The organism is Litorimonas cladophorae, assembly GCF_014652455.1.
Lineage (GTDB): Bacteria > Pseudomonadota > Alphaproteobacteria > Caulobacterales > Maricaulaceae > Litorimonas > Litorimonas cladophorae.
In genome coordinates this window covers 337,074-350,251 of the sequence record NZ_BMYV01000002.1, presented here as the reverse complement: position 1 = coordinate 350,251, position 13,178 = coordinate 337,074, and the positions used below count along the sequence as shown (strand labels likewise).

Below are 13,178 nucleotides of genomic sequence, written 5' to 3'. Positions count from 1 at the left end.
AGCCTCCTATAAGGTGAAGAGATAGCCCTTATCCGGACCGCTTTGCCCATTTAGTAGGGCTTTGTAATTTTCCAAAACAGCTTCGATACCTTGGGCATTTTCGACATGCATCCAGTCTTTAGCACTGTCGAGGAAAGGCATCCAACGCCGACCCAAGTTTTCCGCAAATCCCGCTTGTCCCCAGTCCGCGATGCGCTTCTTCGCCCGATCAGGCGCAAAGAAAAATGCGGTTGGTGTCGCGGTACGTTTCGGTGGAACTTTGGCGGCCTCTTGCCAATGGGACATGCCCACGCGACAGATGTAGGTTAGGTTCTCCTCGAAATGATCTTCTAAAGTACGAATAACGCCCATATTGCCAGACATATCGACAACAACGGTTTTCACATCTGGGTTCATATCGGTGATGGAATCATAATCGAAGGTTTCGTTATAGAACCCTGTGCCCTCGACGAAGGCTTTATTGCCCGCTGAAGTTAGACCCACGACTGGTCGACTGCCGCTGGCCTTCAAACAATAGGCTGTACCCAAGGCTGTTTTTGACGACGCCGAGAGCAAGACAACTTGTTCGGCCCCGAAAAAATCCTCATCCGCAAGGAAGTCATCGATTAAATAACTTGTTGTAAAGAGCGGGCGGAGAACGGGTTGAAGATCAACATGTTTGGCGTAGCTGGGATCAGCATCGGTAAAGCTATACCCGCTGTAAAGGCCGTGCAGGCCAGAGCGGTGTGCGGCTATGTCCGTAAAACCATGATCGGACAAGCGACCCGGCTGCATATCCATAGATTTTGCGATCGGGAAAAAGCCGTACATTTTACGACCGACTTCGATACCGGGATAATTAGAATCACGCACAACGCCATAACCCCAAACTGGCATACGGCCCTGCGCCTTATCTTTTGTGAGGTCATAGGCCATTGGATCAAAAACTGACCAATATCCGATCTGATCCCCCGTCACCATATAAGTCACATTATTCGCGGTGAGGGCGAAGGGGCCGATATCGACGCGGATTTGGCCATCGGGCAATTCACCCTCGTCGTAACTGACAATTGAGACATCGGCGAAATCGGTTTTATTGACGAGTAGAGTTTGCATATGTGTCTCTTCTTATTTTGGGGTCATTGTTAAAATTTATACGGGACTAATCAAAGACATTGCCGTTGTCACAGGCAATTAAAAGCTGGCCCTCTAAGCCGGCCTTACGGTGCTTATGGATTTTTCGGTAATCTTCTGAACTGACGGTTGCGAACATCGTCTTGGCATCGGGATAGCGGAAAATCGCGACCGCATCCCATTCGCCCTCACCCTGACCAATCAGCCAGGCCCCCATTTTTCCACCAAATACGGAATGGGCACCATCGATATTTTTGGACGCCACCAATTTGGCGAACGCCTCCCCATATCGACCATACGCTTCGGCCCCCGAGATATCTTCATCATCATGATAGGTCGCGCGGGCTTTGAACTTTAGCAGGTTGAGCATGTAAACAGGTTCGCCATCTGGGTGTTTAGCCAGAAAAGCTTTCACCTGCTCCGGCAGCGGATCGATGGCATTTTCGCTCATGCTTTCGCGTCCTCATAACCTGGGGCTTGAATGATGTCTGATTTCGAACGCGCCAACATCTCTTGTGGCACAAAGAAATCTGCGACCAATGGGCCATCATGATCGGGATGTTGGTATTTGGCGAAATCCGTCTCGCCATTTTCAGCCAAGATAAATTCATCAATCACGAACTGCCCTGTAAAGGTCTTCGCATCTTGGTTCAAAACGGCGTAGGCTGCATCGGCCATGATCTCTGGTGTGCGGCTCATTTTCGCCATAGCGTCACCGCCCAGTACATTTCGAACGGCGGCCGTATCAATAGAGGTCATGGGCCACAGCGAATTGACGGCGACTTTGCCACGGAACTCTTCCGCCATACCCAAAGTGCACATGGACATACCATATTTCGCCATCGTGTAAGCTGTATGATTTTTGAACCATTTCGGGTTCATATCCAACGGTGGCGCGATGTTCATGATATGGGGATTTTCGCTTTTCAGCAGATGCGGTAGGCAAGTTTGACTTACGAGGAAAGTCCCCCGCGCATTCACACCATTCATCAGGTCATAGCGTTTCATCGGTGTGATCAACGTGGGTGTGAGGGAAATCGCCGAGGCGTTATTGATGCAGATATCGATGCCGCCGAAACGGGCAACGGCCTTATCAACGGCCGCTTTGACCGCGGCTTCGTCACGGATGTCACAGACGACGCCTAAAGCGTTTCCGCCCGCCGCTTCAATCTCCGCTGCCGCCGTGTGGATGGTACCAGCCAATTTCGGATGTGGCGTATCGGTCTTAGCCGCGATAACGATGTTAGCTCCATCGCGCGCGCAGCGTTTGGCCATTGCCAAGCCAATCCCGCGAGAGCCGCCTGACATAAAGATCGTCTTACCGTTCAGTCCCATGATATCTCCTAATTTTCTGGCTCCGACTTAGGCCGCCAAGATTATTGGGGCAAGCCATGCGATTGCACGGCGGCCTGCCCGATCTTGCATGGTGGGCAGACGCGCCCGTCAAACTGAGCGAAGGTTTTGACAAAAGGTTAAGCGCCAGCTTACCCGATATTAAACATAGGCTGTTACGCATTGGGAAATCAGGTTTGACTAACTTTTGAACCTGTCTTGAACTTGGGAACAGTCTTATGCGCTCTACGGCTAAATATTTACCTCTTCTGATCCTCGGGACGGCATTGACCGGCTGTTCAATGGCTGGGACGGGTGACTTTTTCGCGGATGAATATGCTGACCTTCAACGTCAGCAAATGCCTCACTATTTCGGTGCACCCGCTGCAAAATCTCAGTACCCCGTCACACCAGACGCACACACATACGGAACATCAGTTCGCGGACATCAAGAAAAGCCTGGGCATCAGGGACAACGCGGGCATCACGCCACAGGGCAACACGCGAATTACGTGCCGTCTTCCTATGGTGCCGCACCGCATGGATTACGTGGCGGACCCGTCCCTTTCAAACCGCATACATATGGCACCGTTGGTGTTGTAAATTATGAAGCGGGCGAAGACCTCTACGGCGTTCAGAGCCGCTTTGGTTATCAGGCTAACAAATATCTCGGGGCCGAGGTCGAAGGGTCATTTGGGCTATCCAAAGATTCTTCAGATTTAACTGTGGGAGGGGCACCTTTCAGACAAACGATTAGCGTTGAAAACTCACTTGCCGCCTTTGGCGTCCTTCGCCTGCCCCTCTTTAACAAATTCAGCGGTTATGGTCGTGTTGGCTATCATCAGACCGAATTAGATGAGAAAGTTTCATCCGCATCGGCCGTTATTCTCGATCGGGAATATTCGACAAATGGCGTCGCCTACGGCACAGGCCTCGAATACGCGCTGAACCCGCGCACGGCGGTTCGTCTAGACTATACAGTTTATGACTATGATGGCCCGAATTCCGATGCGGTTTCTTTGGCGGTTTCGCGGAAGTTCTAAGACAACACTAATCTGCCTGAAGTCTTTCACACCCTCCGCTTTCGGAGGGTGTTTTCGTTTAAGCGTCTTGTTCTTGTTGTGTCCAAAGATGCGCATAGAGGCCATCTTGCGAGAGAAGCTCATCATGCGTGCCGCGCTCGCGGATACGGCCATCTTCCATCACCAAAATCTGATCCGCATTTATAATTGTCGACAAACGATGGGCAATCACCAGCGTCGTGCGGTCCGTTGCGATCCGGTCCAACGCGGCCTGAATGTCACGCTCTGTCGCGGAATCCAGCGCAGAGGTCGCCTCATCCAAAATCAAGATTGACGGATTTTTTAGCAGCGTCCGCGCAATCGCGACGCGTTGCTTCTCCCCGCCTGACAGCTTCAACCCCCGCTCACCGACGATGGTGTCATAGCCCTTGGGCAGCGTTTCGATGAAGTCATGGACCTGCGCATCCCGTGCGGCTTGCTCAATCTCGTCCTGCGTAGCACCAGGTTTTGCATAGCCGATATTATAGCCGATCGTATCATTGAACAGGACCGTATCTTGCGGAACGATACCCAAGACGCGGCGCACACTCGATTGTGTCAGTGACTGCAAATCTTGCCCGTCAATGCGCACAGTTCCCGACGCAATATCGTAAAAGCGGAACAGGATACGCGAAAGCGTTGATTTCCCTGCCCCTGTGGGACCGACAATCGCGACGGTCTGCCCAGGCTCGATTGTGAAATCGATACCCTTCAGGATTTCGCGGTCTGGGTCGTAGTGGAAATGCACATCTTCAAAAGTGACACGGCCTTCGACATCCGCAATATCGACTGCGTTGGGGCGATCTTCAATCTCGGGGCGTCGATCCATCAGCGCGAACATGTTCTCTAAATCCGTCAGCGCCTGTTTAATCTCGCGATAGGCAAAACCGAGAATGTTAAGCGGGCGATAGAGATCCAGCATAACAAAAGTAATTGTGGTAATATCGCCAATGCTCATCTCAGAGCCGCCTAAAATGCCATCTGCGGCCAACAACATTACGGCCACTAAGCCGAGGTTCATCAATAAACCTTGTCCGATATTCACCGTCGAGAGCGACGTGCGAGAGCGAATGGCGGCGCGCATATATCCGCCCATGGCCACATCGTAGCGGTCCGTTTCAAACCGTTCTGCGGAGAAATATTTCACCGTCTCATAGTTTAGCAAACTATCAACAGCTTTGGCAGCGGCCTCATTATCCTGGCGGTTCATCTCGCGGCGGAATTTTAGCCGCCACTCTGTCGTAATGATTGTGAAAGCCACATAGGAGATCACAATCACAACCGCGATGGCTGCGAAACGCCAATCATAAACAGTCGCAAAAGCAACGCCGACGACGCCGAGTTTCAAAAAAGTCGGACCAATATTGAACAGCAAAAAACGAAAGAGGAAATCAATCGATTTCACGCCGCGTTCGATAATGCGGTTCAATTTACCAGTGCGTTTTTCCAGATGATAACGCAGCGAGAGTTTGTGCATATGCGCAAAAGTTGCGGTGGCCACAGCGCGTTGGGCGGATTGCGCAACAGGCGCAAAAATATACTCGCGGCCTTCCGAGAACAAGATCGATAAAAGCCGCAGACCGCCATAGCCGAGCGCCATAACAACGATCATAAAGGTCACTTGCTCAGCCGCACTGGCTTTTGCCACATCCGTCGCGTCAATCGCACGTCCTAGCATGAACGGCGCGCCCACAATCACGAATTGCCCCGTCACCGTCAGGATCAACGCAATAATCGAACGGACTTTAAATCCCACATTCCCCGCGGGCCAGAGATAGGGTTTCAGCCGCCCCAAGCCCAAAAGCTGCTTAAAGATTCCGCGCTCAGCAGTGTCGTCGGAAGGGTGGGCTGTGTGATCTGGCGGCATGTGTGTTCATGTGGACCCTGTAAACCCGATGTCAACCACACGGTGTTAGACCATCCCCATTATGAGGTGGGACAAATGGGCCGAACAGTGAATCAAGTCGACAAACATATCGTACCGGCGGTACCGCGCGGTGAAGATCGCCGCGAGAGCAGCCGCCCCGGACAAACCGATTGGCGCGTGAATATGCGCAGTTATGAGTTCATCGGCGCGACCTTTGATCCCCTCACCCCCATGCAGACCTTGGCCCGCGCCAAATGGATGACGATGGATCACGGCTTCCGCTTTATCGTTACGCCCAATGTCGACCATCTGGTGCGCGTCGCCAAAGAGCCCGAGGTGTTTAACCCGCTTTACGAAGCCAGCTGGCTGTCCGTCTGCGACTCGCGGATTTTGGAACTCCTCGCTAAATTCTCAGGCATTCCCCTCAAAGCTGTCCCGGGGTCTGACCTTACGCAGCAGCTATTTGATAATGTTATCACGCGCGACGATACCATCACCGTCATTGGCGCAGACGCAGAGATCATTGCCACGATCAAAAAGCTCTATGGTTTTGATAAGATCAATCATTACGAGCCGCCCTTTGGCCTGCGCCATAAACCCGATGAAGTCGCCAAAACAGCCGAATTTATCGCGGCAAATCCTGCGCGCTATGTGTTTATTTGCGTGGGTAGCCCGCAACAGGAAATGATCGCCAAAGCCTGCTTGGATCGCGGGGATTGCGTGGGCCTGGGCCTCTGTGTGGGGGCGTCGCTCGACTTCCTCTCGGGGCGCACAAAACGCGCGCCGAAATGGATGCAAAAGATCAGAATGGAATGGCTCTACCGCCTCGCCAGCGAACCCAAGCGGTTATGGAAGCGGTATTTAATTGAAGGCCCAAAGATTTTCTGGCTCTGGGCGAAGTGGAGCCTAGCGCGGGGATAGGGGGAACTTGAAATTCTCTTATAACATTGCACAAATACCTCCGAAGTAGACGTTAGCTCAGTGTATTTCACTGGGCTGGTTAAAGCCACTCATCGAAATCAGGAAAAGAAGGCTACCGAACATCAAAGTTTGAAATACTGCGAGGCCATCGGCTAATAAAAACAAAAAAGGTAAGCAAAATTTTTGTTGGCCTGCCCCATATTTTGCGCTGTTTGCAGCGATGGGCTAAACAGCTTCAATCTAAAAAGTTTCTACAAACCTTGGGGCATATTAAGTGCCATTTTCAAGAACATTTAGAATAGTATTCACTCTAATTTCTCTATTCGACCTTCGGGATGTACCTTCGTTAGACGCACCCCAGTACTCATTGATTGTGTTTGAAGAAAGTGAACCTCTTTCTCTATAAAGTTTTGCAAATTTCACCAAATTTGCACTTAGAGCACTTATATCGATAGGTCTGCTTTTTTCTAAGAATATGTAAGACCCGATGAACAACGGATAGAAGTGAACTTGCGATTTAAAAAATTTTACAATATCATCATTCGTAGAAAATATCTTATCTATAAATTCTAGTGTATTGTTGCATTTTTCAATGTCGGAGTTCTTTTGCGAATATTTGTCATTAAACTGATCATATAGTCCATTGATTGCTTTTTGGGTAATTTCTCCTTGAAGGCCCACTCTGAAGAAGGCCAAGAATTGACTGCATATGGTTACGTCTGTCATTCGTCTAATTATTGCGGGAGTAAATACCGACCATTTTTTCCAAAAATCATTGTCTGCTACAGCGATTGCAGCTTGAATGAACTTTCCGTTGAATTTTGCGTTTCTTAATTCTTGAGGATTCAGAGACTTATCTGTCTCATTAAGGCGCAAAAAGAGGCGAATTATTTCGTCTCTTGTGACGGTGTAAGGAATAACTCTAACGTTTAAGCGGTAGTTCCATATTTTATTCTTATCCTCAGATTTCAAGTCAGAAAATAGTTTTCCAACAAACTCTTCACTTTGATTTTGCCTGTCCAACGCGGATTTGGTTAGCTTGAATTCATTGGTAATGTACTCAGTAATTGCTCTGATACGTTGCTGGCCATCGACTATGCTCAATGTAATTTTTCCGGTTGTAGGTTCCGGCTCACCTTGCCAAAAGTAGACTTCCGGCATTGGGTAACCGGTCAACACACTTTCCAATAGTCGAATTTTATTTTTTTCAACCCAAACGCTTCTTCGTTGATAATCATCATCAACGAAAATTTCACCATCAGAAAATTTTGCTGAAATAGCCGAAATAGTCATACGTTCCGGTTGAAGCTCATTGTTTAAAATCATTTTAAATGTCCTTCCTCAAGTCAGTTATCCCCTTGGTGTGATATAACTTTACGGCGGCCCAACTTTGATAAATTCTATAATTTACGCTGTTTGATATGGAAAAGTGAGTAAAAAATTCACTTTGAATTCCACCCAGCTCTTCATTCCAAACTTTTATGTCTTTCGAAAGGTGCTTTGAATTAAATGGTTTGAATGACACAAACTTTCGGAATACATTGGTCATGTGCTGATTACTGACGTGTTTTCCCTCTGCGTGGTAGTCTTGGAGTAAGATTTCCCAAAATACGTCAAATAGTTTTTGGGAGACTACAACTAAGTCAATATCAGATTTTTCGTTGTCGAACTTACGATAGTTTTTATCAGGCGTTAGTGAGAACCCGGTTTTTGAACTTCCAACAATAGCTATTTCATTGGGGTCGGTTTTCAAACTTCTTCCAAAAAATCTCTTCAGTTCGTCGTATTTGTCGAAGCAATGTTCTCCAAAACGTTGTTCCAACAACCAGACTTTGGAATTAAAAATGTGTGTGTCACAGATGTCTTCACTAGGCATCTCGGATCTTAGGTCTCTTTTGAAGACACCTAACAGCTCACTCACTTCTAAGCTTCCAGTCAGAGTAGTCTACACCCCCGTTCCATCGAAATGCGATCTTTCCACAGACCAAACAGTTAAAGCTGCCTCTTTCTCGCACGGGTAGGTTAAATTGAGTTACTGTATGGGTTGCCCCACACTCCATACAATTTCGTTCAACTTGAGATTTGGTCCACGTCGCCATTCGAACCACATAGCAAGTCAACTAGAAATTAATAGCTTTTTTAAATGTAAAGCCACAGGTAGATATTACAGATTATCCGTATACTGATCACTTTGTGTATCATTTAGAATAAGGTCCCTTGAAACTCGACCATGAAAAACTCTCTCCTCGTTTAAAAACATCTGTAGTTCCCATAAAACCACAGTTTCAAAAACACGCTCCCCGCCCCTCCATTTACGCCTATGTTTAAACTCGTTCCTCACATTGGGACAGGTAGGACGTCACCTGCTGTTGTGAGGACGGTGTGCTTATTGATGTGTGCGTGACTGCGCGTGTTGAGGGGCCGAGTAGCGCGTGCCTGACCCTCTGGAACGGGGGCAATCAAGTGAGGCCGTTATTCGAGAAACACCGCCGCGCAGTGTCAATTGCGTAAACATTAGTATTAAATTCTGGCAGCCATCGCGGTTGCCGCTGCGCGGGCTGTCCTTTTTTACAAGGGCTTTGCCCTTGATCTGCGGGTTGCCGCCCGCCAACCCAACCCGCGTGTCGGGTAACAACGGCAGAGCTGACCCCTCGATGGGCGGTGAACAATGCTCTATGTCTTAAACATGGTCGCATCGCCGCTCAGTTGATTTGGCCTCAGGGCCAATTCAACGGCTTCGCGGCAGACCCTATCTATTGATCCTCTCTATGATTCTGGATGGATCAACTAGACCTCGTCGATGACCCGATTCACATGTCCCATTTTTCGGCCTTTTCGGATATCGCTTTTCCCGTAGAGGTGGATGCGGGTTCCGGGTTCGGCGGCGAGTGTGGCCCAAGCGTTGACATCATCGCCAATTAAATTGGTCATAACGACCCGGCGGCTCGGCGTGGCATCGCCCAAGGGCCAACCCGCAACGGCGCGGACATGTTGTTCGAATTGATCGGTACAGCCGCCATCTTGGGTCCAATGTCCCGAATTATGCACGCGGGGGGCAATCTCATTCACGATCAGGCGGCCGTCTGGCATTTGGAAAAACTCAACGCCCATGACGCCGACATAATCCAGATGTTCCAGAATTTGCGCGGCGATCTTGGCGGCGCTTCCATCATCTTGGGCGGCGGGCGCGGTGCTGGTATGAAGGATGTGATTAAGGTGCACATTTTCCGTCAGCGGATAGGCTTTGATCTGACCGTCCAAACCACGCGCGGCGACGACAGAGACTTCGCGCGCAAAGGGGATGAAGGCCTCAAGAATACAAGGCGCAGGGGCGAGCGTGTTCCACGCCGCGTCTATCTCTTCTGCCGCGCGAATAATGACTTGGCCCTTGCCGTCATAGCCCAGTCGGCGTGTTTTCAACACACAGGGCAAGCCTAAACGTTTCACGGCGCGTTTGAGATCATAGACGCTGCCCACGTCTTCGAAACCCGCCACATCTACGCCGACTTGGGCGCGGAGGAAGGATTTCTCGACCAGACGGTCTTGGCTGACATCCAGCGCGCGCGCACCGGGCCGCAGCGGGCTGACAGAGGCCGCGCCTTTAGCCGACATGGCGGGGACGTTTTCAAACTCATAGGTGACCGCGTCACAGGTTTTGGCGAAATCAATAATGGCTTCGACATCGTCAAAGGCACCAATGCTCAGCGTTTCCGCTACAGAGGCGGCCGGGCAATCTGAGCTGGGCGAATAAATATGGACGTGTAGACCCAGGCGCGAGGCGGCAACCGCCAACATGCGGCCCAATTGTCCGCCGCCCAAAATACCAAGCGTTGCGCCGGGGGCTAACACCGTTTGTGCGCCACGCGGAGACTCGGCGTTCATTTTGTCCCTCGCGGATCGGTTCCGACGGAATCGGTCTGGGCAGCGCGCCACGCGCGCAGGCGCTCTGCCAAATCGGGATCGTTCAGCGCCAAAATCGCGGCTGCCATCAGGCCTGCGTTCTTCGCGCCCGCTTTCCCAATCGCCAAAGTGCCGACAGGAATGCCGCCCGGCATTTGCGCAATCGAGAGCAAGCTATCCATGCCCGAAAGCGCTGCGCTCTCGACAGGGACGCCTAAAACTGGGAGCTGGGTCATTGCGGCACACATGCCCGGCAAATGCGCCGCGCCGCCTGCGCCCGCAATAACAACGTGAAAGCCCGCCGCCTCTGCGCCTTTGGAAAATTCGACCAATCGGTCGGGCGTGCGATGGGCGGAAATCACCGTCGCGTCATAGGCCACATCCAGCGCGTCCAAGACGTCAGCAGCATGCTGCATGGTCGGCCAGTCACTGGTCGAACCCATAATAATTGCGATCTTTGGTGCGGTCATCATCGACTCCCCGTCCTTGGCCCATCTGCTGGGGCCACCCCATTGGAAGCGCGTCACTCTACCCACGCCACTGCGTGCGTCAAATGCCCATTGGCGAAATCTTAACATCACGCGGGTTAAGATTGGGGAGAAAATGAAAAATTCTATCCAATGAGTACGCAATCCATGAGTTCTGTCCGCCTGACACGGGTTATGCAAGATGCCGCGACGCCCCTTCACCAGCGGAGTGGGGATGCTGACGCCGCCTTAGTTGAGGCCAATGAGTCCCTCTCCGGCGAAGTCGCGCGGTTAAGATTGCGGATTTTGGAATTGGAACATGCCGCGGATACGGATCCGCTTGTACCGGTCTATAATCGACGTGCGTTCCTGCGCGAAATCTCGCGCGCGCAAACGGTCATGGCGCGCTATGACATGCTTTCGACTGTATTATTCTTCGACCTAAACGGGTTCAAATCCATCAATGACCGCTTTGGCCACGGCGTTGGGGACGATTTGCTCAAAAAGATCGGAGGCGTGCTCCAGAGCGGTGTCCGCGATTGCGACATGGTTGCGCGTTTGGGCGGCGACGAATTTGGCATCCTATTGTTCAAAACCGATGTCAAAGTCGCCAGAGCCAAAGCCCATGCTTTGTCCTGTCGTATTGCCGAACAAAAGGTCCACATGCCAACTGGCGACATTAGCGTCAGCGCCGCGTGGGGTGTCGCGCCTTGCGAACCTGGCGACACGGTCGAACAAGTCCTGGCCCGTGCTGATCGTGCGATGTATATGGCGAAACGCGCGCGTAGCTAGACGCGAAGTCGCCCCTACCCATAAAGAAAACGGCCTTAATCTTACCTTAATTGACTCGGAACCTGCGGGTTAGACAGACGTTGTCTATCTAACAGGAGGTAAGATTATGCATAAGTTTATTCTAACAGCCGCAGTCTTAACAGCGGCTACGCTTGTTCCCACCGTGACGCATAGCGCCAGTGAGGCAGCCCCTTTACCCACTGCGACAATCGCAGTTCAGATTGAAAACCCGACCGCTTCAGATGAAGGGTATAATATTGCCTTGGAGAGGGCTGCCGAAGAAACCCGCGCCGTGAATGGCGATTGGTTCACCGTCACTTACAGAAGCGACGTGACCGAACCCGTTGTCCGAAACGTCAATACCAGCGCTGAAACGCGTTATATCCGAAGTGAGGCAGATCTGATGGAGATAGGTGTACCCTTCACCCAGCGCCTCGTACAAACGCTGACGCTTGAGTTTAATATCGGAACAGGACCGATGCCGGATAGAGATCACACCTATACCGCGCTCGAGATGCCATTCGCTATTGGCTAATCGTTTTTCTGTGACCGACGACAACTTAGTCGGCTCTTGATACTCAACATCTCATGCGGCACTCCCTGCCGCATGACCTACACTTTATACGCTGCACCCGTGAGCCTATTTTCTGGGAAGGCGCGCGCCTATCTTCGATGGAAAGGCGTAGATTTCAACGAAATTTCACCCTCCACTGAGATCATGAAAACGGTCCTGCTACCCAATATCGGATGGCCCGTCATACCTGTCCTACAAACACCCAATAAGGCGTTTGTCCAAGATACGGGTGACATCATCAGCTATATTGAGGCGAACGAGACTGGCACATCGGTTTATCCGGCGGGTCCAGTTCAGCGCTTTATCACCGAACTTCTACACACATTTGCTGATCAATGGCTGACCTTGCCCGCAATGCATTATCGTTGGACCTACAACGAAGCGTGGGTGCTGGAGGAATTCGGAAAATTGGCTGCGCCAGAGGCGGATCGAAACACTCAGATTGAAATCGGTACGAAGCGCGGTGCGATGTTCAAAGGCATGGTTCCTATGCTGGGCATCACCAACGAAACGGCACCAGCTATAGAGGCGAGTTACCTCACCTTTCTGACCGATCTGTCCGCCCATTTTGACGAGCATGACTTCCTGTTTGGCGGGCAACCCAGTCTCGCCGATTTCGCGCTTTACGGACCCCTTTATGCGCATCTTTACCGCGACCCGGTCAGCGGCGATATTATGCGGCACCATGCACCGAATGTGGCTCGCTGGGTCGAACGTCTTCGCGATGGCGATTATGGCGATGGCGCACGTCTGGAAAATCATGTGGTTCCAGAAACGCTTTGGCCGCTTCTGGCGCGACACAATACGGAGCATTTGCCGGTCCTGCAGGCCATAAATGAACGGCTGGCAAAATTTGAGGGTACGGACTTACCTCGCGCCCTCGGCATGGTTCCATTTACTGTTGAGGGCGTAACAGGGCAGACCCTCGCTCGACCCTTCTCGCTATTTCGACTTCAAGCGGCATTGGATGAATATGCCCAACTGAATTCGGAACAAAAAACAGCCGCGGATAAAATATTGGATGGAACCCAAGGCCAGTTGATAAAAGATTTCGTCGTGGCAAAGCGGTTAAGTCGTCATAATTACAAGTTGGGCCTCGCCTAAACCAGACTGTTAGGTCGGTGAATTCTTTGGTCTACAATCGGAAAGTC

Annotated in this window: 13 protein-coding genes; 5 read left to right on the top strand and 8 right to left on the bottom strand. The window is 51.0% G+C overall.

What is annotated here, in order from left to right:
- Window positions 1-6 precede the first annotated feature (6 nt).
- Genes IE073_RS09445 through IE073_RS09435 form a run of 3 tightly spaced genes read right to left on the bottom strand, consistent with a single transcriptional unit; the run spans window position 7 to window position 2,448 of the window.
- Window positions 7-1,095: a DUF2855 family protein gene (locus IE073_RS09445; RefSeq protein WP_189584798.1), complete on the bottom strand. Its 1,089-nt coding sequence runs from the start codon at window positions 1,093-1,095 to the stop codon at window positions 7-9.
- Window positions 1,096-1,141: 46 nt separating this feature from the next.
- Window positions 1,142-1,564, bottom strand: a complete 423-nt coding sequence (locus IE073_RS09440) for a DUF1330 domain-containing protein (protein WP_189584795.1) — start codon at window positions 1,562-1,564, stop codon at window positions 1,142-1,144.
- Window positions 1,561-2,448, bottom strand: coding sequence for an SDR family oxidoreductase (locus IE073_RS09435; RefSeq protein WP_189584792.1), 888 nt, complete (start codon window positions 2,446-2,448; stop codon window positions 1,561-1,563). Before IE073_RS09435 ends, IE073_RS09440 begins: the two co-directional genes overlap by 4 nt.
- Before the next feature lie 236 nt (window positions 2,449-2,684).
- Between IE073_RS09435 and IE073_RS09430 the strand changes: the two genes are divergently transcribed.
- Window positions 2,685-3,488, top strand: a complete 804-nt coding sequence (locus tag IE073_RS09430; RefSeq protein ID WP_189584790.1) for an outer membrane beta-barrel protein — start codon at window positions 2,685-2,687, stop codon at window positions 3,486-3,488.
- A 58-nt stretch (window positions 3,489-3,546) separates the two neighbouring features.
- Here IE073_RS09430 and IE073_RS09425 read toward each other — a convergent pair whose 3' ends face one another.
- Window positions 3,547-5,373 carry an ABCB family ABC transporter ATP-binding protein/permease gene (locus IE073_RS09425; protein WP_189584788.1) on the bottom strand — a complete coding sequence of 609 codons (1,827 nt, stop codon included), beginning with the start codon at window positions 5,371-5,373 and terminating at the stop codon, window positions 3,547-3,549.
- Between the two features lie 75 nt (window positions 5,374-5,448).
- On the opposite strand from IE073_RS09425, the gene IE073_RS09420 reads away from it, so the two are divergent.
- Complete coding sequence (locus tag IE073_RS09420; RefSeq protein WP_189584785.1) at window positions 5,449-6,294, top strand: WecB/TagA/CpsF family glycosyltransferase; 846 nt, start codon at window positions 5,449-5,451, stop codon at window positions 6,292-6,294.
- A gap of 270 nt (window positions 6,295-6,564) precedes the next feature.
- On the opposite strand, the gene IE073_RS09415 is transcribed toward IE073_RS09420, so the two are convergent.
- From IE073_RS09415 to purE, 4 genes are all read right to left on the bottom strand, one after another.
- The gene (locus IE073_RS09415) at window positions 6,565-7,620 is read right to left on the bottom strand and encodes a DUF262 domain-containing protein (RefSeq protein ID WP_189584782.1); all 1,056 of its coding nucleotides are present in this window, start codon (window positions 7,618-7,620) and stop codon (window positions 6,565-6,567) included.
- Between the two features lies 1 nt (window position 7,621).
- Window positions 7,622-8,170, bottom strand: a complete 549-nt coding sequence (locus IE073_RS09410) for a hypothetical protein (protein WP_189584779.1) — start codon at window positions 8,168-8,170, stop codon at window positions 7,622-7,624.
- Between the two features lie 911 nt (window positions 8,171-9,081).
- On the bottom strand, window positions 9,082-10,176 hold the full coding sequence (locus IE073_RS09405) for a 5-(carboxyamino)imidazole ribonucleotide synthase (protein ID WP_189584776.1): 1,095 nt from the start codon (window positions 10,174-10,176) through the stop codon (window positions 9,082-9,084).
- Window positions 10,173-10,664: a 5-(carboxyamino)imidazole ribonucleotide mutase gene (gene purE, locus IE073_RS09400; protein WP_189586238.1), complete on the bottom strand. Its 492-nt coding sequence runs from the start codon at window positions 10,662-10,664 to the stop codon at window positions 10,173-10,175. The genes IE073_RS09405 and purE overlap by 4 nt, the downstream gene beginning before the upstream one ends.
- Window positions 10,665-10,814: 150 nt before the next feature.
- Here purE and IE073_RS09395 point away from each other — a divergent pair, with 150 nt between their 5' ends.
- From IE073_RS09395 to IE073_RS09385, 3 genes are all read left to right on the top strand, one after another.
- Window positions 10,815-11,453, top strand: coding sequence for a GGDEF domain-containing protein (locus IE073_RS09395; protein ID WP_189584773.1), 639 nt, complete (start codon window positions 10,815-10,817; stop codon window positions 11,451-11,453).
- A 106-nt stretch (window positions 11,454-11,559) separates the two neighbouring features.
- On the top strand, window positions 11,560-11,988 hold the full coding sequence (locus IE073_RS09390) for a hypothetical protein (protein WP_189584770.1): 429 nt from the start codon (window positions 11,560-11,562) through the stop codon (window positions 11,986-11,988).
- A 72-nt stretch (window positions 11,989-12,060) separates the two neighbouring features.
- Complete coding sequence (locus IE073_RS09385; RefSeq protein WP_189584767.1) at window positions 12,061-13,131, top strand: glutathione S-transferase family protein; 1,071 nt, start codon at window positions 12,061-12,063, stop codon at window positions 13,129-13,131.
- Window positions 13,132-13,178 lie beyond the last annotated feature (47 nt).

Bases quoted from the DNA above. Each gene is read 5' to 3' on its own strand.
- IE073_RS09420 (WP_189584785.1), top strand. From the start codon at position 5,449: ATGGGCCGAACAGTGAATCAAGTCGACAAACATATCGTACCGGCGGTA.
- IE073_RS09410 (WP_189584779.1), bottom strand. From the start codon at position 8,170: ATGCCTAGTGAAGACATCTGTGACACACACATTTTTAATTCCAAAGTC.
- IE073_RS09395 (WP_189584773.1), top strand. From the start codon at position 10,815: ATGAGTACGCAATCCATGAGTTCTGTCCGCCTGACACGGGTTATGCAA.
- IE073_RS09390 (WP_189584770.1), top strand. From the start codon at position 11,560: ATGCATAAGTTTATTCTAACAGCCGCAGTCTTAACAGCGGCTACGCTT.
- purE (WP_189586238.1), bottom strand. From the start codon at position 10,664: ATGACCGCACCAAAGATCGCAATTATTATGGGTTCGACCAGTGACTGG.
- IE073_RS09415 (WP_189584782.1), bottom strand. From the start codon at position 7,620: ATGATTTTAAACAATGAGCTTCAACCGGAACGTATGACTATTTCGGCT.
- IE073_RS09440 (WP_189584795.1), bottom strand. From the start codon at position 1,564: ATGAGCGAAAATGCCATCGATCCGCTGCCGGAGCAGGTGAAAGCTTTT.
- IE073_RS09430 (WP_189584790.1), top strand. From the start codon at position 2,685: ATGCGCTCTACGGCTAAATATTTACCTCTTCTGATCCTCGGGACGGCA.
- IE073_RS09445 (WP_189584798.1), bottom strand. From the start codon at position 1,095: ATGCAAACTCTACTCGTCAATAAAACCGATTTCGCCGATGTCTCAATT.
- IE073_RS09385 (WP_189584767.1), top strand. From the start codon at position 12,061: ATGACCTACACTTTATACGCTGCACCCGTGAGCCTATTTTCTGGGAAG.
- IE073_RS09425 (WP_189584788.1), bottom strand. From the start codon at position 5,373: ATGCCGCCAGATCACACAGCCCACCCTTCCGACGACACTGCTGAGCGC.
- IE073_RS09405 (WP_189584776.1), bottom strand. From the start codon at position 10,176: ATGAACGCCGAGTCTCCGCGTGGCGCACAAACGGTGTTAGCCCCCGGC.
- IE073_RS09435 (WP_189584792.1), bottom strand. From the start codon at position 2,448: ATGGGACTGAACGGTAAGACGATCTTTATGTCAGGCGGCTCTCGCGGG.